Annotated in this window: 20 protein-coding genes; 5 read left to right on the plus strand and 15 right to left on the minus strand. The window is 66.7% G+C overall.

Annotated elements, in window-relative coordinates; all coding sequences use genetic code 11:
* Positions 1-202 precede the first annotated feature (202 nt).
* The 13 genes from AC1POX_RS13440 to AC1POX_RS13500 all read right to left on the minus strand — a co-directional run bounded on the left by AC1POX_RS13440 (position 203) and on the right by AC1POX_RS13500 (position 17,703).
* Positions 203-499, minus strand: coding sequence for a flagellar basal body rod protein FlgC (locus tag AC1POX_RS13440; RefSeq protein ID WP_031423173.1), 297 nt, complete (start codon positions 497-499; stop codon positions 203-205).
* A 90-nt stretch (positions 500-589) separates the two neighbouring features.
* Positions 590-2,227 (minus strand): DUF5597 domain-containing protein, encoded by a 1,638-nt coding sequence (locus tag AC1POX_RS13445; RefSeq protein ID WP_372357179.1) that lies wholly within the window; start codon positions 2,225-2,227, stop codon positions 590-592.
* The gene (locus tag AC1POX_RS13450) at positions 2,227-4,566 is read right to left on the minus strand and encodes a S9 family peptidase (RefSeq protein ID WP_372356268.1); all 2,340 of its coding nucleotides are present in this window, start codon (positions 4,564-4,566) and stop codon (positions 2,227-2,229) included. Before AC1POX_RS13450 ends, AC1POX_RS13445 begins: the two co-directional genes overlap by 1 nt.
* Positions 4,556-6,142: an APC family permease gene (locus AC1POX_RS13455; RefSeq protein WP_372356269.1), complete on the minus strand. Its 1,587-nt coding sequence runs from the start codon at positions 6,140-6,142 to the stop codon at positions 4,556-4,558. The genes AC1POX_RS13450 and AC1POX_RS13455 overlap by 11 nt, the downstream gene beginning before the upstream one ends.
* A gap of 62 nt (positions 6,143-6,204) precedes the next feature.
* Positions 6,205-8,082 (minus strand): DUF885 domain-containing protein, encoded by a 1,878-nt coding sequence (locus AC1POX_RS13460; protein WP_372356270.1) that lies wholly within the window; start codon positions 8,080-8,082, stop codon positions 6,205-6,207.
* Positions 8,079-9,896 carry a DUF885 domain-containing protein gene (locus AC1POX_RS13465; RefSeq protein ID WP_033478832.1) on the minus strand — a complete coding sequence of 606 codons (1,818 nt, stop codon included), beginning with the start codon at positions 9,894-9,896 and terminating at the stop codon, positions 8,079-8,081. Before AC1POX_RS13465 ends, AC1POX_RS13460 begins: the two co-directional genes overlap by 4 nt.
* A 115-nt stretch (positions 9,897-10,011) precedes the next feature.
* On the minus strand, positions 10,012-11,211 hold the full coding sequence (locus AC1POX_RS13470) for a M24 family metallopeptidase (protein ID WP_372356271.1): 1,200 nt from the start codon (positions 11,209-11,211) through the stop codon (positions 10,012-10,014).
* Complete coding sequence (locus tag AC1POX_RS13475; protein WP_372356272.1) at positions 11,208-12,824, minus strand: aldehyde dehydrogenase family protein; 1,617 nt, start codon at positions 12,822-12,824, stop codon at positions 11,208-11,210. The genes AC1POX_RS13470 and AC1POX_RS13475 overlap by 4 nt, the downstream gene beginning before the upstream one ends.
* Positions 12,825-13,034: 210 nt before the next feature.
* Positions 13,035-13,943: a dihydrodipicolinate synthase family protein gene (locus AC1POX_RS13480; RefSeq protein ID WP_057682163.1), complete on the minus strand. Its 909-nt coding sequence runs from the start codon at positions 13,941-13,943 to the stop codon at positions 13,035-13,037.
* Positions 13,940-15,253 carry an FAD-dependent oxidoreductase gene (locus AC1POX_RS13485; protein WP_372163950.1) on the minus strand — a complete coding sequence of 438 codons (1,314 nt, stop codon included), beginning with the start codon at positions 15,251-15,253 and terminating at the stop codon, positions 13,940-13,942. Before AC1POX_RS13485 ends, AC1POX_RS13480 begins: the two co-directional genes overlap by 4 nt.
* Positions 15,246-15,491: a 2Fe-2S iron-sulfur cluster-binding protein gene (locus AC1POX_RS13490; protein ID WP_008571374.1), complete on the minus strand. Its 246-nt coding sequence runs from the start codon at positions 15,489-15,491 to the stop codon at positions 15,246-15,248. Before AC1POX_RS13490 ends, AC1POX_RS13485 begins: the two co-directional genes overlap by 8 nt.
* Complete coding sequence (locus tag AC1POX_RS13495) at positions 15,488-16,648, minus strand: NAD(P)/FAD-dependent oxidoreductase (protein WP_008571375.1); 1,161 nt, start codon at positions 16,646-16,648, stop codon at positions 15,488-15,490. The genes AC1POX_RS13490 and AC1POX_RS13495 overlap by 4 nt, the downstream gene beginning before the upstream one ends.
* A gap of 116 nt (positions 16,649-16,764) precedes the next feature.
* Entirely contained in the window at positions 16,765-17,703 is a 939-nt protein-coding gene (locus AC1POX_RS13500; protein WP_008571377.1) for a proline racemase family protein, read from the minus strand.
* Between the two features lie 160 nt (positions 17,704-17,863).
* Between AC1POX_RS13500 and AC1POX_RS13505 the strand changes: the two genes are divergently transcribed.
* The 4 genes from AC1POX_RS13505 (at position 17,864) to AC1POX_RS13520 (ending at position 22,134) form a co-directional block, all read left to right on the plus strand.
* Positions 17,864-18,580, plus strand: coding sequence for an AraC family transcriptional regulator (locus tag AC1POX_RS13505; protein ID WP_007965956.1), 717 nt, complete (start codon positions 17,864-17,866; stop codon positions 18,578-18,580).
* Between the two features lie 205 nt (positions 18,581-18,785).
* Complete coding sequence (gene ftsY / locus AC1POX_RS13510; protein WP_372356273.1) at positions 18,786-20,414, plus strand: signal recognition particle-docking protein FtsY; 1,629 nt, start codon at positions 18,786-18,788, stop codon at positions 20,412-20,414.
* A gap of 347 nt (positions 20,415-20,761) precedes the next feature.
* Positions 20,762-21,835 (plus strand): A/G-specific adenine glycosylase, encoded by a 1,074-nt coding sequence (gene mutY / locus AC1POX_RS13515; protein ID WP_008571380.1) that lies wholly within the window; start codon positions 20,762-20,764, stop codon positions 21,833-21,835.
* 23 nt (positions 21,836-21,858) lie between these two features.
* Positions 21,859-22,134, plus strand: coding sequence for an oxidative damage protection protein (locus AC1POX_RS13520; RefSeq protein WP_372356274.1), 276 nt, complete (start codon positions 21,859-21,861; stop codon positions 22,132-22,134).
* A gap of 374 nt (positions 22,135-22,508) precedes the next feature.
* Here AC1POX_RS13520 and AC1POX_RS13525 read toward each other — a convergent pair whose 3' ends face one another.
* Together AC1POX_RS13525 and AC1POX_RS13530 are read right to left on the minus strand one after the other, a co-directional pair.
* On the minus strand, positions 22,509-24,131 hold the full coding sequence (locus AC1POX_RS13525; protein WP_372356275.1) for a hybrid sensor histidine kinase/response regulator: 1,623 nt from the start codon (positions 24,129-24,131) through the stop codon (positions 22,509-22,511).
* 130 nt (positions 24,132-24,261) lie between these two features.
* The gene (locus tag AC1POX_RS13530; RefSeq protein WP_077708967.1) at positions 24,262-24,873 is read right to left on the minus strand and encodes an FG-GAP repeat domain-containing protein; all 612 of its coding nucleotides are present in this window, start codon (positions 24,871-24,873) and stop codon (positions 24,262-24,264) included.
* A 335-nt stretch (positions 24,874-25,208) separates the two neighbouring features.
* Between AC1POX_RS13530 and AC1POX_RS13535 the strand changes: the two genes are divergently transcribed.
* Entirely contained in the window at positions 25,209-25,409 is a 201-nt protein-coding gene (locus AC1POX_RS13535) for a KGG domain-containing protein (RefSeq protein WP_005914053.1), read from the plus strand.
* Positions 25,410-25,712: the final 303 nt, after the last annotated feature.

Raw genomic sequence — 25,712 nt, forward strand, 5'->3', positions numbered from 1 at the left:
CGCATGAAGGCGCTGCATTGGAAACGCGAACGGCGGTGGCGTTACAAGCAATGTATGCGCAGCGCATCCCGACGCGAAACGACGACGGCATGGCGGCCGGACCGCACCAGGTGGCACCAGGTGGCACCAGGCGGGCCATCAAACGGGGACCCGTGCCCCTGGGGCAACGGGTCGGTGGCAGCTTTCATCCACTTCGAACTGCTTAGGTCACCACATCCAGCAAGCTCCCCAGCATCTCGTCGGCGCGCCGCAGCACATTGGCATTCGCCTGGAAATCGTTGCGTGCCGATAGACCTTCGACCAGATCGCCGGCTGGCGCAGATGGATCGGCGTTGGCATTCACCACACTGGCCGCCACGCCGCCATTGGCCTGGGTCGTGGCCGCGACAGACTGACGTGGGCTGCCGTCCACTGGCTGACGGGCCACATTGCTGGCCGCCACCTGCTGGCGCAGCGCGGCGACCTGCATTCCGGAACTTGCGATGCTGCTGATGCTCATGGTGGCTCCGGCGCGGCGGTGAGGATTCGAACAAGGCTCAACCCATTGCAGACAACAGGCCGAAGGCAGCAGCGACACGGTCAGCAAGGCTCAGTAAGTCCCTACCCGCACCCGCAACACCACAGGCACATTGCCGTTTGCATCCACACGCCCGAAGTTGAGGCCGTAGTCGGTCTGGTCGCCGTTGAGCTGCCTTTCCATCTGCCAGCGCCCGTCGACATACCGTCCCTGCTCCACCCGCAACAGTTGTCCATGACGGGTATCGGCCGCGTCGCGAAAAAATTCAATGCGCGCAGCCATACCGGTCACCAGGAATTCCTCCGGCCCCAGTTGGGCCACCAGCAGCCGGCCGGCGTGGTCGTCGTTGCCGGGCAGAATGGGCGGCGCATCGCCCCACATGGGCGCACCGAACAACACCTTGGCCTCCCACTCGCCGAAGCGCAGCGTGCGCTGTGGCGCGCCGGGCTGCTCGGCCACCGCCTGCAGGCGGCCGTCGAAGGCGGCCTGCGCCACGATCCGCTGCATCGGCGCCAGCAGCGTGAAGTTGGCCGCATGGGCTGCAACCGCTGCGCGGTTGGCCTCGCTGTCGTGGTTGCCATCCATGCCGAACACCGAAAAGCCGACCCCGCCCTGCCCCAGCACATGGAACAGATACGGCGCAGTGGCAGCTTCGAAGCCGGTTTCCGAGACCCAGGCCGGATTATCGGGCCGCGCGTATTGGCCGACGACCTTGGTGTATTCGGTGTAGTCGCTGGTGTAGATGTCGGTACCAATGAAATCGATCGACGGCGTGGCCGCGCGCCACAACGCGAATACGTTCACCGTCGCGCCGCCGGACGGATAGTCCATGCCCGGATAGCGCTTGCCCTTGTAGCGCAGCCAGGTGTTGACGTAGAACGGCAGCGGATAGACACGCTTGCCCGCGGCGGCCACCTGTTCGATGTAAGCAGCGGTTGCATATGCGTTGAACGCTTCGGCAGCTTCGGCGCCGAACAGTTGCTGCCAGCTGCCCTGCGGTTTGCCGAGTGCGCGCGCAATCGCGGTTGGTACCGGTTGCGCAAACGCTGCCTCGCCTGCCGGGCCGTGATCGCGCACGGTGCCGATCGCGCCGGGCTCGTTTTCCACCTGCACCAGAATCACCGTGTGGCGGTCGCCATCCACCTTGCGCAGATGCTGCATCAACGCGGTGAACGCCCGCGCATCGGCCTGCATGTTGGCGGCCACATGGGGCGACAACACATCCACCGGCTCGCCATTGGCATCGCGCATGCGCGGGTACGTCGCCTCGTCGCGCTTGATCCATTCGGGCACGTAATGCATCTGGCCGTTCTTCCAGCTACCGAACCACAGGAGCGCGACACGCAGGCCCCGCTTGCGGGCGCCGGCAATCAGCGCGTCCACATTGGTCGTGTCGAAGCGGCCCTGTGCCGGCTCGAACTGCTCCCAGTACACAGGCGCTTCCACCGTATTGGCGTGCAGGGCAACCACATCGTCCAATGCCTTGGGTAATACCGCCGGCCATGCGCTGGAGTTATGCAACTGCGCGGCCAGGATGGTATACGGCGCACCATCGACAAACAGCGCGTGGCGGCCATCCTTGGTGACGAAGCGCGGCAGTTCTTCGGCGGCCGCAAGCAACGGTGCGTTGCCAGCCAGCAATGCCAGCGACCACAGCAGACCCGCCACCCGGCTGCGCCGCTGCGGCTTGAATCGAGCAAGCAAACGCATCATTGCACCTCCGATGGCAGGGAATTCCAGTGCGGCGTAGGCTCGTTGCGCAGGTGGCGCACGAAGAAGTCGTACTGGCGACGTTGCACGTAATCGATCGGCCCGCTGGAGCGGCCAACCGAATGCTCGCCACCCGGCACGGTGAGCAGGTCGAATTCCTTGCCGGCCTTGATCAGGGCATCGACGACTTGTGCGGTGGACGCCGGATCCACATTGCTGTCCTGCTCGCCCACGATCAGCAGCAGGTCGCCCTGCAGCTTGCTCGCATTGACCACGCCCGAGGCTGCGGCGTAGCTGGCATCCACCGGCCAGCCCATCCACTGCTCGTTCCAGCTGATCTTGTCCATGCGGTTGTCGTAGCACCCGGCGAACGCAACGCCCACCTTGTAGAACTCCGGGTGACGCTCGAGCGCTCCCAGCGTGCTCTGCCCGCCGGCCGATGCACCGTAGATGCCGACGCGGCTGATGTCGTAGGACGGGTCCTTGGCCGCCAGCGCACGATGCCAGGCAATGCGGTCGGCAAACCCTGAATCGCCCAGGTTTTTCCACGCGACATCATGAAACGCCTTGGAGCGGTTGGCGGTCCCCATGCCGTCGATCATCACCACGATGAAACCCAGATCGGCCTGCGCCTGCATGCCGATCTGCTTGTCGCCGCCGGAGTGATAACCGAACGGCCAGAACGTCTTGGGCACGAAGGAATCATGCGGCCCCGCATAGATGTTTTCGATCACCGGATAGGTCTTGCGCGGATCGTAGTCGCGCGGACGCACCACCATGCCCCAGATATCGGTGGTACCGTCGCGCCCCTTGGCCACGAAGGTCTCCGGCGCGCGCCAGCCGGCGGCCTGCAGCTTGTCGATCGTGCCACGCTCCACGGTGTGCAGCAGCTGGCCATCGATGGCGTGCAGCTCCATCACCGGCGGCAGGTCCGGACGCGAATAGACATCGACGTAATGCAGGCCATCATCGGCAATGGCCACGTCGTGGTCGGCATCGGCGTGGGTCAGGCGGGTCAACCGGCGGCCGTCGAAATCAACGCTGTAGAGCTGCCGGTCGTACGGGTCCTTGCCCGCCTCCATCCCGCTGGCCGTGAACCAGATGCGGCGTTGCGCATCGTCCACGCGCAGCACTTCGCGCACCACCCACGGCCCGCGGGTGAGCTGGCGCTTCACCTTGCCGCTGCGTCCATCGAACAGATACAGGTGCCGCCAGCCATCGCGCTCGGAGATCCACAGCACCTCATCGCCACGCCCGTCTACGTCGTGGCGAAAGCTGCGGTCGGCATACACGAAGGTGCGGGCGTCTTCGCCGACTGCCACGCGCGCGCGCGCGCTGCGTGCATCCACCGCAATCACGCGCATGCGCTGGAAGCCGCGTTGCACATAGTCGAACGCGACACTGCGCCCGTCGCTGCGCCACTGCAGCGGCGACAACGAATACGGGTTGTCGAACAACGCCGTGTCCACGTCGCGACGTGTTCCGTCCAGGGAGAACAGCACCGGCCGTTCCACATCCACCGCATCGCCCGGCTTGGGATACAACTGGGTGTGCACCACCGGTTGCCCAGCGCCGGCAGGCGCGGCTTCGACGCGGGTGACACGGCGAGCCAGCCCCGGACGCACGCGATACACCGCCAGCTGCCGCGAATCCGGCGACCAGGCAACACTTTCCAGATCGAAATAGTCATCGGCACGGCCGTCACTGCTGAGCCGGGTGACCTGCCCGTCGGCGACACGGCGCAACACCAGGTTCCAACCATCGGCCAACACCTCCCACCTGGCATCCGGCGAGCGACGCGGCGCGGTGTCGGCCGGCACCAGCGGGTCGCGCACCACGCCGAAACCGCGTGGGCGTGAAGTGGCCTGCAGCCGAGCATCGGGCGCGCAGTGGTAGGTGGTCAGCGTGCAACGCCAGGCCGCATCGTCCAGTGCGAAGACAATGGCGCCATCGCTGCGTTCGCCCTCGGTTGAAAACGAAAACTGCTCGAACGGCAGACGCAGCGCCGCATAGGGCTTGCCGGTTGCCGCACTCAGGCCCTGCGCCACGCGTGCCTGATCGAAGGCCGGCTGCTTCTGCACGGTGGCCACATCGGCACTGACAAACGCAAAGCCGCCCGGCACCGTCTTGCGGTAATAGAACCTGCCATTGTCCTGCCATTGCGCCGGCCAGGCGACATTCTCCGTCAGCGTCATCCACTGTTCGCGCAGACCCAGCGAACGTTGGTAATCGGCAACGCTGGGCGCAGCCTGCACAGCACCCGACAACACCATCATGTACCCGGCCAGCGCAGACCATCGACGCAAACCAAATGCGCGGCGGCGCGCATCACTCACCATCGTCCTCCTCCAGCGCAAGCTCGTCGCTGCGCAAACCGCTGCGTGCGCCCCAGTGATAGATGCAGAACGCGATGACCGCCACGCTCAACGTATCGAAGGGATGCGCAATCCAGCCATGTCCACCGAACGTGCCCGCCCACGACACCAGCATCACCAGCACGAAGAACACGATCAGCCACAGCGACGCGCGTACCTGCCGCACCAGGCGCGCGCGGCCCTGGCGCGAAGGCAAGCGAAATAGCACGTAAAGCACGAACGCCAGCACCTGCAAGCCGAGCAACCACGACAAGGTCGGCCAGGTGGACCAGTACACGATCAACGCCGCAACCATGAACGACAGCGGCCCCATCACCGGCAGGCCACGCACGAAAAATGGGCGTGGCAAGTCCGGCGCGCTGCGGCGCAGGGCCGCCACCGTGATCGGCGCCACCGCATAGCTCAGCACCAAGGCGGCCGACACCACCCCGATCAGCGTTTCCCACGAGGGAAACGGCAGCGTCCAGAAGATCGACAACCCCAGGCTCAACCACAGTGCCGGACGCGGGATACCCGACGCCGGGTCCACCCGCGTCAGCACCGGCAAGAACCCGCCACTGCGCGCCCAGCCGTACACCACGCGCGGCGTGGCATTCATGTAGATGTTGCCGGTGCCGCTGGGCGAGGCCATCGCATCGCAGATCACCAGCGCAGCCAGCCACGCCATGCCCAAGGCCAGGGCGATGTCGTGATACGGCAGCGAGAAGGCCTTGTCGATGCCCGCCCAGCCTTGCGCGAGCTGCGCGGCCGGGATGCTGCCCAGGAACGCCAGCTGCAGCAGCACGTAAATCACCGTGGACAGCGCCACCGACAGGATCAGCGCAATCGGAATATTGCGCTGCGGGTCGCGCACCTCACTGGCCACCGACACGATCGGCGTCAACCCCAGATACGCGAAGATGATGCCCCCGGCCGAGATCGCCGCTTCCACACCCGCCATGCCAGAGGGCGCGAACCCATGCACGCTCAGATTGCCGGCATCGAAGTGCTGCATCAGCAGCACGATCACCAGGATCGGCACCAGAAACTTGAAGATGCTGACGATGTTGTTGGCCAGCGCGAAGGTCTTGACGCTGAAATAGTTGAGTACGAAAAACAGCACCAGCAAGGCCAGCTGCACCAGCCAACCCGCCACGCTGGGATGGGTACTGTTCGGCTGGCTCAACCACGGGAACCACGCCGCTGCGTATTGCCGCGCCGCCTCCACTTCGATCGCGATCAGGCTGGAGAACGCGATCAAGGTGATGAAGCCGGTCAGCGAACCGAGCAAGGCGCCATGCGAATACTCCGGGTAGCGCACCACTCCGCCGGCGCGCGGCAATGCCGCGCCGAGTTCGCAATACACCAGCCCGAGCAGCAGCACCGCGATACCGCCGAGTATCCACGACACGATGCCGGCCGGCCCCGCGATCGATGAGACATGGCTGGCCGAAAACAACCACCCGGAACCGAAGATCGAACCCAGCCCGATAAAGGTCAGGTCGGTGAGGCTGAGGCGCTTGTGGAACTTGCCTTGCGTAGTCGCAGCGTGTGTGGTCATACGTCGCCCCGAAGTGTGGAAAGCGCGGTTACTGCACTTAGAGCATCACGTGCGCGCACGTGTCAGTCGCTGGCAGAGGCCTTCGCCTCTGCCGATGCCTCTGCCGATGCCTCTGCCGGGTCATCCGGCGGGTAAGGCGACACGCCGCCATCGGCGATGAAGCGGTCGATGCGCGCTTCCAGCACCGGTAATGGCACCGAACCGGTCTGCAGCACCGCATCGTGGAAGTTGCGCAGGTCGAACTTTTCGCCCAGCGCGGCTTCTGCCTTGCGGCGTAGCTCCAGTATTTTCAGCTCGCCCAAATAATACGACAGCGCCTGCCCCGGCCAGGCGATGTAGCGGTCCACCTCGGTGGTGACTTCGTGCTCGCTGAGCGCAGTGTTGTCGCGCAGGTAGGCCTGCGCCTGCTCGCGCGTCCAGCCCTTGTGGTGGATGCCGGTATCGATCACCAGGCGGCAGGCGCGCCACATCTGGTAGGTCAGGTAACCGAAGCGGTCATAGGGTGTGTCGTACATGCCCATTTCCTGGCCCAGATACTCCGAATACAGCGCCCAACCTTCACCGTAGGCGGAGATGAAGCCGTAGCGACGGAACTCCGGCAAGCCTTGCGCCTCTGCCGCGAGCGGCATCTGCAATGCGTGGCCCGGCGAGGACTCATGCAGTGTCAGCGCGGTCAGGTTGTACAGCGGCCGCGACGGCAGGTTGTAGGTATTGACCAGATAGATGCCCGGCCCACCGCGACCGCCGGTGTAGAACGGCGCCAGCTCCGGCGGCACCGGCTCGATGGCGAAGCGACGGCGCGGCAGCCGGCCGATGTAATCGCCCACCTTGGCGTCCACGCGCTTGGCGATCCAGGCCGCCTGCTTGAGCAACTCTTCCGGCGTCTTGGCGTAGAACTGCGGGTCGGTCCGCAGGAAGTGCAGAAACGCCGGGAATACCGCCTGCCCGGCCGGCGGCTTGAAGCCGCTGGCCGCGATGGTCTGGTCCATCTGCGTGCGCAGCTTGGCCACCTCCTGCAAGCCGATCTGATGGATCTGGTCGGGGCTCAAATCCAGCGTAGTGAACTCGCGAATCTGCGCACGGTAATACGCCTGCCCGTCCGGCAACGCTTCGCCGGCCAGCGTGGTGCGTGCGCGCGGCTGGTAGTCATTGCGGATGAAATCCAGCAGCTTGGCGTATGCCGGAACCACCTGTGTATCGATGGCCTTGACTGCCTGCTGGCGCAGCTGCGCCTGCACATCGGCCGGCAGCGTCGCCGGCATCTGCTTGAACGGCGCGTAGAACGGGTTGGCCTCGCCTTTGGCCTGCGCCACATCGGCGATGGACTGGTCGCGCCCGGTCATCGTGACCCGCGGCTGGGTGAAACCGCGCGCCAGCCCGGCGCGCATATTGTCGGTGTGCTCGGCGAAATAGCGCGGGATGTCGGCCAGCATCTTCAGATAACGCTGGTAATCCTCGCGCGTACGCAGCGTGGCCTCGGCGCTGAAGCCCAGATCGCTCCAGAACGCCGAATCGCTGTTGAACGGCATTTCCCAGGCGCGAAAATGCTGCTGGTCCAGCAGTACCTGCAATTGCTGCCGATACACCTGGTAGCTCACCTGGTCTTCGGCCGACAACTGTGCCTGCGGGATGGCATCCAGTTCCTTCAACACCTGTTGCCAATACGCCGTGCGCTGGTTCTGCGTGGCGACATCGACCTTGGGCAGATGGTCGGCCTGTTGCTCCTGCGTGGCCTGGTTGTCTTCATCCACCGCGCCCGACGCCTGCGCCTGGCGCCAGCGCCACTCGCGTGTGTACAAGGCCTTGAAGCGTGCCGCTGCGGTGTTCTGCGTGGCCGCAGCCGCAGCCTCGGCCGCGTGCACAGGCAGGGCCAGCCCGCCCAGGCAGGCTGCAATCAACAGGGTCAATGTGCTCGCGCGTAACGCGCTGGTGGTGCTCATGGGTGTGCCTCCGGCGCCGCCTTGGCCTGCGCAATCCACTGCCGCACCCGTTGCTGCAACAGTGCCAGCGGCATCGCGCCGCCGCCCAGCACCGCATCGTGGAAGGCGCGCACATCGAAGCGCTCACCGAGTTCCTTCTCGGCTTCCGCACGCAGCGCCAGGATCTGCAGCTGGCCGAGCTTGTACCCCAGCGCCTGGCCCGGCCACACGATGTAGCGATCGGTTTCGGACTGGATGCTGGGCTCGTCATCGGACGGATGTGCGTGGAAGAAATCCACCATTTGCTGGCGGTTCCAGTGCTTGTAGTGCACGCCGGTGTCGAGCACCAACCGGTTGGCGCGCAGCAATTCGCCGGACAGGCGCCCATAGTCGTTGTACGGGTCCTTGAAGAAACCGATCTCCTTGCCCAGGCGCTCGGCATACAGCGCCCAACCTTCGATATAGGCGTTGTAGCCGGCCTGCTGGCGGAACGGCGGCAACGGCAATGTCTGCGCAAGCGAGATCTGCAGGTGATGCCCGGGCACGCCTTCGTGGTAGGCGGTGGTTTCGATATTGATCAACGTGCGGCTGGCGAAGTCGCTGGTGTTGACCTTCACGATCGCCGGCTTGGTGCCTTCCGGATTGCTCTGCCAGTATTCGGCGCCCGGTGCGGTACGCCGGAACGCCGGCATCGCCTGCACTTCCAGCGGGGTCTTGGGCAGATGGCCGAACAACTTCGGCAGCTGCGGTTCCATCGCTGCGATGTACTGGCGGTATTGCTGCAGGATCTGGTCGCCCGAGGTGGCGAAGTGTCGCTTGTCGGTCTCCACGGCCTTGCGGAAGCTGGCCAGATCCGCAAAACCCTGCGCCTTGGCGATCTGCGTCATCTCGCCTTCGATGCGCGCCACCTCCTTCAGACCAATCTGGTGGATTTCCTCCGGCGCCATGTCGGTGGTGGTCTGGGTGTGGATGGCGTAACGATAGCGGCGCTCGCCATCGGGCAGCGACCAGACACCTTCCTGCGCGCGCCCCTGCGCGGCATATTCGTCGCGGACGAACGCGGCCAGCTTTGCGTAAGCCGGGCGCACCTGTTGGTCGATCGCGGCGAGCAGCTGTTGGCGCAGCACATCGCGTTGATCGGCCGGTACGGCGGCGTCGAGCTTTTTCAATGGCGAGGCGAACGGGCTCTGCTCCCCGGTCAAGGCCGCAATCTTGTCGATCTGCTCGGGTAGGCGCTCCAGCAGATAACGCGGCTGGGTGAGGCCCTCCTTCGCCCCCTGCCGCGACACCGCGATCACCTGGTCGATCACCGTCGGAATCGCCTGCAGCCGCTTGATGTAGTCCTGGTAATCCTTGGCATTTTCGAACGGGAAGGCATCGCCGTAGCCGGCCAACGCCAACTGTATGCCGCCGATCGGTTCCAGCGGCATTGCATAGGTTTTCAGGTCGATCCCTTCCAGCTTGTCGCGCAACTGGCCCAGCATCATCTGCAGGCTGAGCTGGCGTTGCTCGTCCAGCGTCTTGGCATCCACCGCTTCGAACTGCTTGAGCAGGTCGGCCGTTGCGCTGCGCTCTGCCTGCACGGCCTCCAGCGAGTAATCGCTCCAGCGGTCGTTGTAGCGCTTGTCGCCGATGATGCTGGCGAACTCGGGGTTGTGCTGCAGTTGGTACTGCCACTGCTTGTCCAGCAGCGCATCGAAGGCCTTGGCAGCCTGCTCGCCGGTCGAGGCGGAGGCAGGTGTAGCCGCCCGCTCCGCTGCGGGCGGCGCCGGCTTGCAGGCGGTGACCAAGGCCGCGGCGAGTAGACCGATGGCAACGGGACGCAGGTGTTTCATGCATTCACTCCAAGATGCAATGGCGGCTGCAGGAGCGCGCCTGAGCGCGACGGCTTCATCGGGACTGCCCGTCGCGCCCGGGTGCGCTCCTACGCGTGCGTGAACCTGTAACGGCTCACGCAAACGGTTGATCGATCGCCACCGACGGCGGCGTGAACCACTGCGCGCCATCGTCGGTCACGTGGAAATGGTCTTCCAGGCGCACGCCGAACTGTTCCGGCACCACGATCATCGGCTCGTTGCTGGCACACATGCCCGGCTGCAACGGCAGCGCATTGCCGCGCACCAAGTAAGGCGCCTCATGAATCGCCAGGCCGCAGCCGTGACCGGTGCGATGCGGCAACCCGGGCAATCGATAGTCGGGGCCGAGCCCGGCTGCCTCCAGCACCTTGCGCGCGGCCTGATCCACCGCCTCGCATGCCACGCCCGGGCGGATCGCTGCGAATGCCGCCGCCTGCGCGGCCTGCTCCAGGTCCCAGATGCGCTGCTGCGCGTCGTTGGCCGCGCCATAGATCCAGGTGCGGGTGATGTCGGAGTGGTAGCCCTGCACGGTGCAGCCGGTGTCGATCAACACCAGTTCGCCTTCGCGCAGGTGCTGCACACCCGGGATGCCGTGCGGAAACGCAGTGGCGTGGCCGTACTGCACGATACAGAAGGTCGATCCGTTGTCGGCGCCCAGCGCGCGATGCGCCTGGTCGATGAAGCGCACCAGTTCATCGGTCCCCATGCCCTCGTGTGCGATACCGGCCGCCAGCCGCTGCACCAGCAAGGTCATATCGCAAGCCTGCTGCATCAATGCCAGCTCGGCCGGCGACTTGCACATGCGGCAGCCATCGATGATCGCGCCGGCATCACGAATGGCCTTGCCCAGATGCGCACGCAGACCGGTATGCACGGCGAACGCAATGCCCGGGTCCAGCGCCAGGGCATGCGCATGGCGCTCGTCCATGGCCTGTACCACCAGTGCGTACGGGTCGTCGTGCTCTTCCCACAGGTATTTGGTCACCGGGATCTTCAGCACCGCATCCAGCGAGCCTTCCTCGAACATCGGGCAGATCAGCACCGGCTCGCCATCCAGCGTCAGCAGCAGGGCCACCAGACGCTCGCTCGCCCCCCACGGCACGCCGGTGAAATAGCGCAGCGACGTGCCGGCACCGATCAACAGCGCATCCACGCCATGCGTGCGCATGAGGGTGCGCGCACGCTCGATGCGGCGCTCGTATTCGTCCGTGGCGATCGACGCGGCGCATTGTGTCCACGGCGTCAGTTGCGCACGCGCTTGCGCAAGCGACAGCCCGCCGATCTGGCTGCTCATGCGCCGGCTCCAAGATCGGCCGTGCTCCATTGCCCATCGACCAGACGTGCCACGCCGCCCGGATTGCGCTGGCGCAGTTCGGCAGGCAGCAGTGCATCGGGCACCGCGTCATAGCTGTGCAAGGCGGCAAAACGGCGGATGGCGCCGGGCATGCCCACCGCCGTGAAGCCCGGATGCCCGGTGCTCGGGAACGGGCCGCCGTGGTTCTGCGCCGCGCTCACGGCCACGCCGGTCGGCATCTTGCTGTTGATCAACCGCCCTACCCGCGCGCGCAATACCGGGGCAATGGTCTGCCACGCCGCATCGTCGCTGCCGTCGGCCGCGCGGTACAACGTGCCGGTCAGGTTGCCTTCGAACGCGGCAGCCACCTGTGCCATCTGCGCCACATCGGCTGCGCGCACCAGCAGGCTCACCGGGCCGAAGGCTTCGGCCTGCAGGGCGTGCGGGTTGGCCAGAAAGGCTTGCGCATCCACGCTCAACAAGGTCGGCGCATAGCGGTAGCCATCCTCGCCGGTGTGTCCGCCGGCCAGCATGCTGGCGCCGGCGGCACGCAGGCTCGCCACACCGCGTTGCACGCCTTCTACACCAGCGGCGGAGAACAGCACCATCGGCATGGCCGCTTCGAAATGCGCCTTGGTGGCCGCAACGAACGCATCGCCAGCCGCGCCATGCGGCACCACCACCACACCGGGGTTGGTGCAGAACTGCCCGCTCCCCAGCGTGCAGGAGGCGAAGAATTCCTGCGCAAGCGCATCGCCGCGTTCGGCCAGCGCGCCCGGCAACAGGAAGACCGGGTTGACGCTGGAAAGCTCGGCATAAAACGGCACGCCCGCCGCGTCTGCGGCCGCCTTCAGTGCCAGCCCACCGGCACGGCTGCCAGTGAAACCGATCGCGCCCAGCCGCGCATCGCCCGCCAAGCGCAGGCCGATGGCAGTGTCGAAGTGATACAGCAGTTGCACCGCCGCCGCAGGCAGACCGGCCCCAACCAAGGCCTGATGCGCGAGCTGCGCCATGCGCTGGCTGGTGGCCGGATGCAACGGATGCGCCTTGGCAATGACCGGGTTGCGCGCGGCAATCGCCGAGGCGAAATCGCTGCCGGCGATCGCATTGAATGCGAACGGAAAATTGTTCGGGCCGAACACCAGCACCGGTTTGCCCAGTGGCGCCAGGTGCGAACGCAGGTCTGCCGCGCTGTCGATGATGGGCTGGGTCCAGCTGTAGCTGCGCACGGCCTGTGCGGCGTGCCGCAGTTGGCCGCTGGTGCGCGGCAGTTCGTTGCCGCGCAAGCGTGTGGGCGCCGGTAACGCCGTCTCGGCATGCGCCAGCGCGACCAGGGTCTCGGCGTCGGCATCCAGCGCGTCGGCATAGCCTTCCAGAAAGGCCGCGATCCGCTCGACCGGTGCGGCCGCCAACTCCGCCGCCACTGACTGCGCCGCAACCACGGCCGCTTCCACATCGTCCGCACCACTGACCGGAAAGTACGGCCCGATCGGCTCGCCGGTGGCCGGGTCGGCAGCGCGGAAACTGCCGGTGGCGGCGCGGCTGGCTTGCCATTGCCCTGCCAGCAGGATCTCGGCTGCGGCCGCGGGAATGGAGTGGTTCGTCTCGTTCATTGCGGCACCTTCGGTGACAGGGAGGCAGGACCTGCGCTCGGTGCGCTGGCGGCAGACCAAAAAGACGATGAGGATGCAGCACTGGATGCCACATCCGCATCGGCCAACGCATCGCGGCGCGCGCAGGCAGGGCGCGTGCTACGAATCGGCACAACTGGCACCTGGCGCTCACCCGCAGGCACGACGGACCAGGGCAGCATCAGTGCGCCATCAAGACAATGTAGGCGCGGTGGCGATGGCATGGTCGATCACCTTCAAGGCGGCATCGCGCTCGGCGCCGGCCACCACCAGGCGCGGCGCACGCACCTGCTCGCTGCCCATGCCGACCTTGGCCTGCACCAGTTTGATCAGCTGCACGAAGGTGGGCACCGTATCCAGGCGCAGCAGCGGCAGGAACCAGTGGTAAAGCTCCCTGGCCGCCGGGTAACCGCCATCGCGGGCGAGTTCGAACAGGCGCACCGATTCCTTCGGATACGCATTGACCAGGCCGGCGATCCAGCCCTTGGCGCCCATGCTCAGGCCTTCGACGATGGCATCGTCCATGCCCACCAGCAGCGCCAGGCGATCGCCCAGCAATTCCTGCAGCGCAGCGAAGCGGCGCACGTCGCCGGAGGATTCCTTCACTGCCTGCAGGTTCGGGAATTCGGCGGCCAGCTCGGCGATCTGCGCCGGGCCGAAATCGGTCTTGTAGGCCACTGGGTTGTTGTACAGGATCACCGGCAGATCGGTTGCGCCGATCACCGCGCGCACATGCGCGCCCATCTCGCGCCAGTCGGTGGAATACACGTACGGCGGCAGCACCATCAAGCCGCCGCAGCCGATGTCCTTGGCCGCCTTGGCCAGCGCGACCGCTTCGCCGGTGGCCAAGCTGGCGATGCCCGGCACCACCGGCACGCGGCCGTTCAGGGCGGTGACCAGTGTGCGCAGGATCGCCAGCTTGTCTTCCACGCTCAAGGTCGCGGCCTCCCCCAACGAGCCCAGCGGCACGATCGCGGTGCAACCGGCATCCACCAGTTGATTTGCGTGCTTGCCGAGGAACTCGTGGTCGATGTCGCCGTTGGCGGTGAACGGGGTGGTGATGGCCGGCAGCACGCCGTGCCAGAACGCAGCATTGCTCATGGATGTTTCCCTTGCGAGTCGGAAGTGAACGAGTCGGCCAGCGCCGCGAGGCGGACCGGGAACAACGGCGGCCGGCGGCCGGCGTCGGTAGAAAGATCGGGCGGGCAGCGCCCCAGTTCGGCCAGCGCAGCGCCGCAGATACGGCCCTGGCAGGCGCCCATGCCGCAGCGCGAGGCGAGCTTGGCGTCGCGCGCATCGTCGAAGCTGTCCAGGGCGGCCAGCGGTACGTCTTCGCAGCGGCAGATCAAGGTGTCCGCCTGCGCCAGCGTGCGGATACGCGGGTCAAGCGCGAAGTGCTGCTGCAGCAGATCGGCAAACGCACGCGCGGCGTCACGCCGTGGCTGCAGACGCAGCGCCGCCTCCGGTGCATCGGCCGCCATGTGTCCGGCCATCGCTCCTTCGATCAATGCGCAATCGCGCCCGCCGATGCCGCAGACTTCGCCGGCGGCAAAGATCTGGTTAACGCTGGTACGCAACAGCGCATCCACCTGCACCTGCTGGTGCGCGCCGCAGGCATGCAGCTGGCAACCCAGCAATTGCGCAAGCTCGGTGTTGGGCACCAGGCCATAGCCCACCGCCAGTTGATCGCAGGCCAGACGCGTGCGGCCGCCGGGCCCGGCGAGCTCCACTTCGCGCAGCTGCGTGTCGCCATGCGCGGCAACCACGATGCTGCCGGCGCGATATGCCACTGCACGCAGCTGCAGGCGCAAGGCCACCGCCTGCGCGGCCTTGCCCGGCCAGCGCCACAACTGCAGTGCGAACTGGCGCAAGGCGGCCGGCGAGGTCTGTTCGTGAATGCCGAGCACCTGCGCGCCATGCCGTTGCAACGTGGCCGCACTGGCCAGCAACAACGGGCCACTGCCGGCCACCAGCACGCGCTTGCCCGCCAGCGGCCAGCCCTGCTTGGCCAGCGCCTGCGCGGCGCCGGCACCGGTGACGCCGGGCAAGGTCCAGCCTGGAAATGGCAACAGCAATTCGCGCGCACCGGTGGCCAGCACCAGGGCGGCGTAATGCAGTTGCAGCGTGCCGTCGGGGCCATCGGCCAGCAGCCAGCCCGGCTGCGCCAGCACAATCTGCGTGCGCGTCAGCACGGTGATCGATGCATTGCCCGCCACCTGCTGCCGCAATTCGCGCGCATCGGCCGGCGCGCCGTGTTGCACATCGCTGCGCCACACCTGACCGCCGGTACGTGGCTGCATGTCGACCACGCCCACGCGCACGCCTTGGCTGGCCGCCGCCTGCGCCGCCGCCAGCCCGGCCGGGCCGGCGCCGATCACCAACACATCGAAATGCAGCACGCGCTCAGCCATCGGTGCGCACCTGCATGCCATCGCATGCGTCCACCAGGCAGGCGCGTTGCTGTCCCACGCCATCGATGCGCACGCGGCATTCGAAACACACGCCCATGCCGCACAGGGGCGCGCGCGCTTGCCCACTGCTCGATTGGCGAAACTGCAACGTCGCCTGCGCCACGGCCGCCGCCACGCTGGCACCGGCCGGCACCTCGACCATGCGCCCGTCCACCTGCAGACGCACCGTCGCGCTCATGCGGGCGCTCCTTGCACGGCACGCGCCGGTGCGTAGGGCGCCGGGTCGATGGCCGGGGTGCGCCCGAGCAGGCTGTCCACGATCAGCCGTGCGCTCCCCAGCGCCGTGGTGACCCCCAACCCCTCGTGACCGGCGGCCACCCAAACATCGCGTCGGCCGGGCACCACCCCCAGATACGGGCGCCCGTCCGGCGTGGCCGGACGCAGGCCGGTCCACACGCGGATCGCCTGCAGCTCGCGCAGGACCGGCAGGTACGCAAAGGCGCGCTGCAACATCTGCTGCAGCACCGGCATCGACAAGGCGCGGTCGTGCTCGCCGAACTGGCGCGAGGAGCCGATCAGAATCTGCCCGGTGGGCCGCGGCTGCACATTGAAGGCCACGCTGGTGTCGTCGGCCCCGTGCGCCGAATCCGCATAGCCCAGTTCCAGCAGCTGATGCCGGATCAGCCCCGGGTGCCGGTCGGTGATCACCAAATGGCCCTTGCGCGGGCGCAGTGCCAGCTCGGGCAGCAACTGCGGCAAGGCCACACCGCTGGCCACCAGCACCGGCCCGGCGAGCGTCTGCCCATCGTCCAGACGCACCGCATGCGCCTGCAGCTGCACCACGCGGCGGCCGGCAAACAAGCGTGCACCGGACGTGCAGGCCACGCCCACCAAATGCCGCGCGACCCGCGGCGGATACACCACGGCTTCATCGGGCACGCGCATGCCGCCAGCCAGCCCGGGCACCAGCTGTGGCTCCAGCGCATACAGCTGCGCGGCATCGATCGCTTCGGCATGCAGGCCGGCCGTTGCCAGGCGCGCGATCTTGGCTGGCACCGCCGCCAGTTCGCGCGCATCGCGGGCCACCCACAGCGTGCCGCAGCGGCTGAATTCGGCGTCGCTGAGCGTGGCGAAGCGTTCCCATAGCCGCAGCGAATACGCCGACAACGCCAGCTCGGCCGGGTCGTCGTCCATCGCCACCAAATGCCCCATCGCCGCGGCGGTGGCGCCGCCGCCGATCGGTCCCGGCTCGACGATCGCCACGCGAAGGCCCTCGCCCGCCGCCGCTTCCGCGCAAGCGGCGCCCACAATGCCGGCGCCGATCACGATCAGGTCGTAACTGCGTCGCGTGTACGCGGCAGACGCGGCGGACCCGGATTCGGCAACCGCACCCAATCCAGGCGCCGCTGCCGACGCAGGCGTTGCAGCAGCAGTTCCTGCCATCGCAGCAGACAGTGCTGCGCCAGACGGCGTGACCGACGCAAGCACCGGTGCGGGCCGCTGGGGTTCCATCAGGCCACGATGCCCCAGGCGAACGGGTCCGCCGGGTCGATCACCAGTTGCGCGCGCGCGGTGATGTACGCCCGCCCACTGATGCGCGGTGCGATGCCACGCCCGCTCAACCGATAATTGCCTTCGAAGGCGCTGCCCAGAATGCCTTGCTGCACCCAGCGCTCGCCTTCGGCCAACTTGCCGTCCGCCGCCAGGCAGGCCAGCTTGGCGCTGGTGCCGGTGCCGCATGGCGAGCGGTCGTAGGCCAAGCCCGGGCACAGCACGAAATTGCGCGCCACGCCGCTACCGTCGGGCGCAGCGCCGTTGACTTCGATATGGTCGATCTCGCCACCTGCCTCGCCAGTGATCCCGGCCGCTTCCAGGGCCAGCCGAACCGCCTCGGTGTAGGCGGTCAGCTCGCGCTGATGCGCCAGGTCCAGCGCGCACGGCGCCTGCTCGGTGATGAAGAACCAGTTGCCGCCCCAGGCCACGTCGCCGCGCACCCGGCCATGCCCCGGCACCTCCACCTCCACCCCGCTGGCAACGCGATAGCTCTCGACATTGTCCACCCACACCGTGCCGTCGTCGGCCAGCTCCACGCCCACCGTGCCGACCGGCGTCTCGATCCGGTGCTGGCCCGGGCCGATGCGCCCCAGCTCGGCCAGCGTGCGGACCACCCCGATGGTGCCGTGCCCGCACATGCCCAGGTAGCCCACGTTGTTGAAGAAGATCACCCCGGTGCAGGCGCCTGGGTCGCGCGGGGGCAGCAACAAGGCGCCCACCATGGTGTCCGACCCACGCGGCTCGCAGGCGATGGCGCTGCGCCAGTGGTCGAACTCGCTGCGAAAGCGTTCGCGGCACTGCGCCAGGTCGCCATCGCCCAGATCTGGAAAACCGGAAAGGACCACGCGGGTAGGCTCGCCAGCCGTGTGGGAGTCGATGACGTCGATGGTGTGCATATCCCATGCTCCCACTGCCGACCTGCGGGCGACTAGCGTTCAATGCCAAGTGAAAATGCGGAAATCCGCACAATCATCAACCCGAATCACAACCGCGCGTTTGCGCTAGGATCATTGCTGGGCTGCACCGTCGTGCAACCGTCTAATCGTGACCGCTACCATGACCCTGATGGACCTCAACCTGCCCGCCCTGGAAATGCAGACGCTGTTCGATGCACTGCCGGATGTGGTGTTCTTCATCAAGGACAGCGAGGGCCGCTACACCCATTGCAACCTGACCCTGGTGCGCCGGTTGGGACGCAAGCTGCGCAGCGAGATCATCGGCCGCTCGCCGCTGGAAGTGTTCCCGTTGCCGCTGGGCGGCAGCTACATGATGCAGGACCGCCGCGTGCTGTGCGGCGAGCTCATCGACAACCAGCTCGAAGTGCATCTGTACCCCAACCGCCTGCCGGGCTGGTGCCTGACCTTCAAACGCCCGCTGTGCGAGGCCAATGAGGTGATCGGCGTGGTCGGCATCTCGCGCGACCTGGGCCAGCCCGACAGCCGTCATTCCGCGTACGAACGCTTGAGCCAGGTGATGGAACACATGCAGGCCAACTTCGGCGACAACCTGCGCGTGCAGAGCCTGGCCGACCTGGCCGGGTTGTCGGTGGCGCAGCTGGAACGCCACTTCCGCCGCGTGTTCCAGGTCACCCCGCAGCAATTGCTGACCAAGTTGCGCATCGAATCGGCGATGCGGCTGCTGTACGGCGACGACAGCATCGCCAGCATCGGGCAACGCTGCGGGTTCGCCGACCAGAGCGCGTTCGCGCGTCAGTTCAAGGCCACCGTCGGCATGACGCCGCGCGATTATCGCGCGCTCAAGGGTCAGTTATAAGGACACAACTTCGCGTTGACACATCGCTGGCACAAATGCCGAATTCGGCAGGATTTGCCATGCGCTGGCGCAGCCGGGGCAGTCGCCAGACCTGCGGGACTGCGCTGCATGCGATGCGCCCGGACGCGGCGCCGCGCTAAAGGCAGCGTCAAGGTGTCAGCAGGCCCGGATGATAGAATTTCGGGTTTCCCCTACTGCGTTGCCAATGGCCAGCTTTTTTCGCCGTAACAAGCCAACCACGCCCGACAGCTCGCGTACCTCTCGCTACAGCCTGGAAGAACTGGCAGCCGCATTCCCCACCGCGCCGTCTGCCGCCACCCCGGCATCGCCGGTCGAGGCGGTGCCGAATGCCGAGCCAGAACGCAAAGCGGCCGCAACGCCGGTTGTTGCGCCTGTCACGCCTGCTCCGGCAGGCGGCGAGCCTGCAGCGCCCGCGGCGCCGATACCGCCGCAGATCACCGCCGCGCCAGCCGACCAGCTGGCGCAGGAGATCGCTGCACGCACTGGCCAGGCGCAGAGTATTGCCGCCGTCCCGAGCGCGCCGGCAGCTCCTGCGGCGCCCGCGCCGACCGCATTGCAGGCGCTGCCAGACCCAATGCCCGCCAGCGCGCCCGGCGCGCCGGTCGTGGTGGTGCCGCCGGTCGTGGCGCAGCCGCAGACCGTTCCAACGCCGCCTCCCGTCGTGCCTGCCCAGCCGGCTACACCTTCGCAACCCGTCGCCCCTGCCGTGGTCGCACCGCCGGTGGCCGCTGCGCCGGTCTCGACGCCTGCACCGGCTGCTGCAGCTCCCGCCAGCGCGCCCCCGACCAGTACCGCGCCGACGGTCACCGCACCGGCCATCGTCAGTGCACCGCTGGCGAGTACGCAGGACGACAGCATCGTCGGCCAGCGCGACGCCCTCCCCGCCGCGCCGGCGGGAAAACCCGGCTGGCGCGAGCGGCTGCGCAACAGCACCTTCGCACGCAGCTTCGGCGGCCTGTTCTCGCGCAATCCCAAGCTCGATGACGACCTGCTGGATGAAATCGAAACCGCACTGATCACCGCCGACGTCGGCATCGGCGCCACCACTGCGTTGATCGACGGCCTGCGCAAGCGGATGAAATCGCGCGAATTCGTCGACGCCCAGGCTCTGTTCAAGGCCTTGCGTGCCGATCTCATCGCGCTGCTGCAGCCGGTCTCCAAGCCGCTGGTGATCGACCGCTCGCTCAAACCGTTCGTGGTGCTCACCGTCGGTGTCAACGGCGTCGGCAAGACCACCACCATCGGCAAGCTGGCCAAGCGCTTCAAGGACGAAGGCAACAGCCTGATGCTGGCCGCCGGCGACACCTTCCGTGCTGCGGCGGTGGCGCAATTGCAGGCCTGGGGCGATCGCAATGGGGTGGCCGTGATCGCGCAGGGGCAAAACGCCGATGCCGCGTCGGTGGCGTTCGACGCGCTGCAGGCCGCCAAGGCGCGCGGCACCGATGTGTTGATCGCCGACACCGCCGGCCGCCTGCACACCCAGACCGGGCTGATGAACGAGCTCGGCAAGATCCGCCGCGTGCTCGGCAAGATCGATGCCGCCGCGCCGCACGAAGTCCTGATGGTCATCGACGGCACCACCGGCCAGAACGCCATCTCGCAGCTGCGCCAGTTCCACGCTGCCGTGGGCGTCACCGGCCTGGTCGTGACCAAGCTCGACGGCACCGCCAAGGGCGGCGTGGTGTTCGCGCTGGCGCGCGAGTTCAATATTCCGATCCGCTTTGCCGGTATCGGCGAGCGTCCGGAAGATCTGCGCGTCTTCGACCCGGTCGCCTTCGTCGACGCGCTGTTGCCCGACGCTTTGGGCGGCTGATCGGAAGATGCCTGCCCGCGTCTGCAACCGCTGCGCGCGCAGGCGCTACAGGCAGGTTGCACGGTGCGCCGGGTGTCATGCGATTGGTTGCAGGCACGATGCGTTCTGGAGGTTGCCCAGCGCTTGCGCGCAGGACGCTGAAGGCAAGGTCGCGCGGATGCGTCAGCGGCCTGCTCCCATGCGCCGACACCACCGCATCGGGCTGGCGATGAAGGATCCTTCTGCGAACGGTGCCTGGGCGGAATGACGTTTGCGCTGCAGCGAAGGGACGCCACGCACGACACGCGCAGCAGATCCACTCCCCCGTCCCGCCACTCTCGCCTCGCCCTCCATCGCCCGCAAAGCTCATGCCAGCCGACCACGCCACTCCCTCCGCCGATGCCTTTGTCGACCGCCTGTTGCACTGGTTCGACGGCCATGGCCGCCATGATCTGCCCTGGCAGCACCCACGCACGCCCTACCGGGTGTGGCTGTCGGAAATCATGCTGCAGCAGACCCAGGTGGCGGTGGTCATTCCGTATTTCCACAAGTTCATGGCGCGCTTCCCCGCGCTGGCCGATCTGGCGGCGGCCGACAACGACACCGTGATGGCGCAGTGGGCCGGACTGGGCTACTACGCCCGCGCGCGCAATCTGCATGCCGCCGCCAAGCAATGCGTCGCGCTGCACGGTGGGCAATTGCCGCGCGACTTCGATGCACTGCTTGCGCTGCCGGGCATCGGCCGCAGCACGGCAGGCGCGATCCTGAGCCAGGCCTGGAACGATCGCTTCGCGATCATGGACGGCAACGTCAAACGCGTGCTCGCCCGCTTCCACGGCATTGCCGGGTATCCCGGCCTGCCGGCGATCGAAAAACAGTTATGGCAACTGGCCACCAGCCATGTTGCGCATGTCCCGGCTGGCCGCCTGGCCGACTACACCCAGGCGCAGATGGATTTCGGCGCCACGCTGTGCACCCGCGCCAAGCCCGCCTGTGTGCTGTGCCCGCTGCAGACCGATTGCATCGCACGCCGCGATGGCCTGGTCGAGGCATTGCCCACTCCCAAGCCCGGCAAGCAGCTGCCCGAACGCGAGGCCACTGCGCTGCTGCTGCAGAATGCCGAGGGCCACATCCTGCTGCAGCGACGCCCGCCAACCGGCATCTGGGCCGCGCTGTGGACGCTGCCGCAGGCCGATACCCACAGCGGCATGCGCGCCTGGTTCGCAGCGCATATCGACGGCAACTACGAGCGCGCCGACGAGATGCCGCCGATCGTGCACACCTTCAGCCACTACCGGCTGCATTTGCAGCCCTTGCGCCTGCGCAAGGTCGCGCTACGTCCGGCGGTGGGCGACAATGACGATCTACGCTGGGTAGCGCCTGCCGATCTTGCATCGCTGGGCCTGCCGGCGCCGATCCGCAAGTTGCTCGACGCGCTGTAAACGCGTGTCCCAAAGGAATCCGCATGTCCCGCACCGTGTTCTGCCACTACCAGCAAAGCGACACCGAAGGCCTGGATTTCGTGCCGTATCCGGGCGAGCTCGGCCAGCGCATTTTCGCGCAGATCGGCAAGACCGCCTGGCAAGCGTGGCTGGCGCATCAGACCATGCTGATCAACGAAAACCGGCTGTCGCCGCGCGACCCAAAACACCGCGCCTTTCTCGAAGCCGAACTGCAGAAGTTCCTGTTCGAGCGCAATGCCGACAAACCCGAAGGTTATGTGGCGCCGGTGGGTGACTGAGCGCGCGGAGGTGGGATCGGCAGCAGTAGTGACTGCCTTTACGGGACCAGTGCGTTTTCGGGAGTGATCGCGGGAACCTGCCTGTGGTGCAGCGCGTGCCGGAACGGCCAGCCACTCACCGACGTGCTATTCACCGATGTGGCCTGGATGTTCTCGCCGCAAGACAAGCCTGGTGATCTGGCCAACGCCCCGTGCAGGACGCGGGTGATCTGGCGGAGGCGACAGGCGCCCAGCTCCGCGGGCCTCACGGCTGCCAGGCTGCTCCCCACGCCTGCGGCTGCGGGCGCCGCGCTGGCGAACTGACGCAATCTTGAAACTGCAATCGCGGCTGCAGTGCGATGCCGCAGCGGCATCGCACTGGCGGTCTGCCGGCCTCAACCAACCCCGGTCGGCCCATCCAGCAACATGCGGATGCGCTTGAGCAGTTCCTTCTGCGTGTAGGGTTTGTCGACCACATCGAATTCGGCGCCGCCCACATCGGTGCGCTGGATGCTCGCATCGGCGTAGCCGGTGGTGAGCAATATCTTGATCTTCGGCAACATGCGGCGCGCCTCACGGGCGAGCATCACCCCGTTCATACCGCCGGGCATGATCAGGTCGGTGAACAGCGCATCCACCTGCAGGGTCTTCTCCAGGATCTCCACCGCCTCGCGTCCGCTGGATGCAGACAGGACGCGGTAACCGGCGTTTTCCAGAAACATCCGCGCCACCACCGCCACGTCCTGCTTGTCTTCCACCACCAGGATGGTTTCGTTGCCCCCCTTGTCGATGGCGCGGCTCTTGGCGGCCTGCAAATCGTTTTCGAATTCGCTGGAGGCGGGGAAATACAGCCGCACCGTGGTGCCTTCGCCCACCTCGCTATAGATGCGCACGGTGCCGCCAGACTGCTTGACGAAGCCGTACACCATCGACAGGCCAAGGCCGGTGCCCTGCCCTTCCTCCTTGGTGGTGAAGAACGGTTCCATCACCCGGCTGACCACCTCCGGCGGCATGCCCGAGCCGGTGTCGGTCACGGCGATGCTGACGTAGCGGCCCGGGGACAGCTGGTGATACATCGCCAGGTCGTGGCCTGAGATCTCCACGTTCTGGGTCTGCACCGTGACTTCCTTGCGTTCTGCCTGCGCCATCGCGTCGCGCGCATTGATCAACACATTCAACAGCGCCACCTCTGCCTGGGTGGTGTCGATCTGGCAGTTCCACAGCCCTTCTTCCAGCGTCTGGCGCAGGGTGACGCCGCCCCCCAGCGCGCGCTCGGCCATGTTGGTCATGCCGGCCACCAGCCCGTTGAGGTTCACGACCCGCCCGCGCAGTTTCTGCTTGCGCGAAAACGCCAGCAATTGCTGGGTCAAGGTGGCCGCCTTGGCAGCGGCGGCCGCCGCGTGTTCGGCACTGAAGGCAATCCGCTCGGCATTCCCCGCGCCGGCGCTGGCCATCATCTGGATCACTTCCAGATGTCCAGACATCACCTGCAGCAGATTGTTGAAATCGTGCGCGATGCCGCCGGTCAGCTGGCCCAGCGCTTCCATCTTCTGCGCCTGGCGCAGCGCATCTTCGGCATCGCGTCGCCGGCTCACATCCAATTGCGAGCCGAAGAAATAGACCAGGTTGCCCTTGTCGTCGAACACCGGCGAGATGAAAAGCGCATTCCAGAACGAGGAGCCGTCCTTGCGGTAGTTCAGCACCTCGGTGGCAAATTCGCTGCGGCTTTCGATCGATGCGCGCACATCGCTGATGCTGGCCGGATCGGTCTCGGGCCCCTGCAGGAAACGGCAGTTGTTGCCGATGACCTCATCGGCGGCATAGCCGGTCATCTCCAGGAACGCGCGGTTGGCGAACACGATGGGGTTATCCGGAAGATGGGGGTCGGTCACCGTCATCGGCATGCGCGTGGTTTCCACTGCGGCAAAGAAAATGTCCGAGCGGTGCTTCTCGACAGGCAGGCCGCGTGTGTCGCTGATCTGAGGCGCCCGCAGCTCTCCGTGACCGGAATCGTTCAAGTGATGTTCTCCGCGGGGCCATTCCCGTGGCTACAGTCTAGTTGGGTCCGGTGAGGCGATTCGTCACATCCATGAGCCTTTCCCGTACGGCCGCGCCCGCCATCGAACCGGATGCGCTGCGATAGCGCCGTCACGGTGCAGGCGTATAGGCAGAGAGCAGGACCGGCTTACGCGGGTCGGCGGCAATTTCCTTGTGCTCGCTCAGGCGCAGCGCTTGGGCATCGGGCGTGTCCTGGGTGTTCATTTCCCATGCTTCGATCACGCGCTTGTGGAACACGAAGACGCCGCGGCGGCGGTCGTAACGAAAGGTGATGTAGTCGGTCCAGTGTTGTCCGCACGCCACCGCGTTTTGCACGGTGAAATACGCGCCCTTCGCGACCAGGCCCTGGTCGCTGTCCAGAAATGGATCGCACTGCCCGCCTTCGTCGGCGTTGAAGATCACCCGCGTGTTGCGCGCGGCTTCCACAAACCCACCGCCGGCGTTTGCAACCAGCACCAGCAGGGTACGCGGCGGTGCTGCATGGCCAGGGCCGCGCAGCGTTTGTTCTGCGGATGCACGCAACGCAACCACGTAATCCTGCCGGCCATCGCCGGTGAGATCGGCGCTAGCGACACTCATCACCGACTGCCCGGCAGGTAACAGTCTGGCAGCACCGGCGGGCAGCGTGGCGGCGCCGGCTGACATGGCCAGCGTCGCGGTCGTTGCCAGCACGGTTGCCCACCATCGGCATCGTGTCGTCATCGCGGTGTCCTGGTCTGCGTCGGGGCTGCCAGCATAGCCGGCCGCTCCTGCCCCGCGCACCGGCATCGGCGCGCAACACGTAGGGGCGTGTCGTCGCACGGTCGCCGCATGCCATTCGGCGCACGCGCACGATGGGGCCGCAATCCTGTCGAGCGTCCGCCGCATTGCGTCGCCACACCGCGTTTTTCGCCAGTGAAGATCGCGCGTCAAGTCCGCTTGCCGGCTCACGCCCGGCTGTCGAAATCCCCACGTCCGATTGATGCCTCCACCGCGATGCTGGCCCTGCACCACGGCGTCCAGTGGTGCATTCCCCAACCGACGAGTGAGAATCTGCAATGGCAAATCAGAACGACAACAAGGGTGGCACCAGCAACCGCGGCTTTGCTTCGATGGACGAGGACAAGCAGCGCGAAATCGCTTCCAAGGGCGGCAAGGCGGCCCACGAAAGCGGCAACGCCCACGAGTTCACCTCGGAAGAAGCACGCGAGGCCGGCAAGAAGGGCGGCCAGGCGAGCGGTGGCGGCAACAACCGCTGAGCTGCGGAACACGGCAGGTACCACGGCGCTTCCGCAAGGGCTGCAGCTCTTCCGGAAGCGCGTTCTTTTCAAGAATCGGGCGGCGTCTCAGCTGATGCGACAGCACATCGGCACGCTGCCGCCCGATGACCACGATGTTCCGCACACACTCGCACCCCACCGTGCATGCAGCAGCGCCAGGCCCCCTGGATGGTTGCGCAGGCTTCGATCCACTGACGCAGCAGCAGACCAAGGTCCGCCGTGGCACGCAGTGAACGCGTTCGCCGCGGGCTCGGTGCGGTCGAATACGCCTACCCCGAGCAT

It is taken from the genome of Xanthomonas sp. NCPPB 3442 (assembly GCF_056725145.1).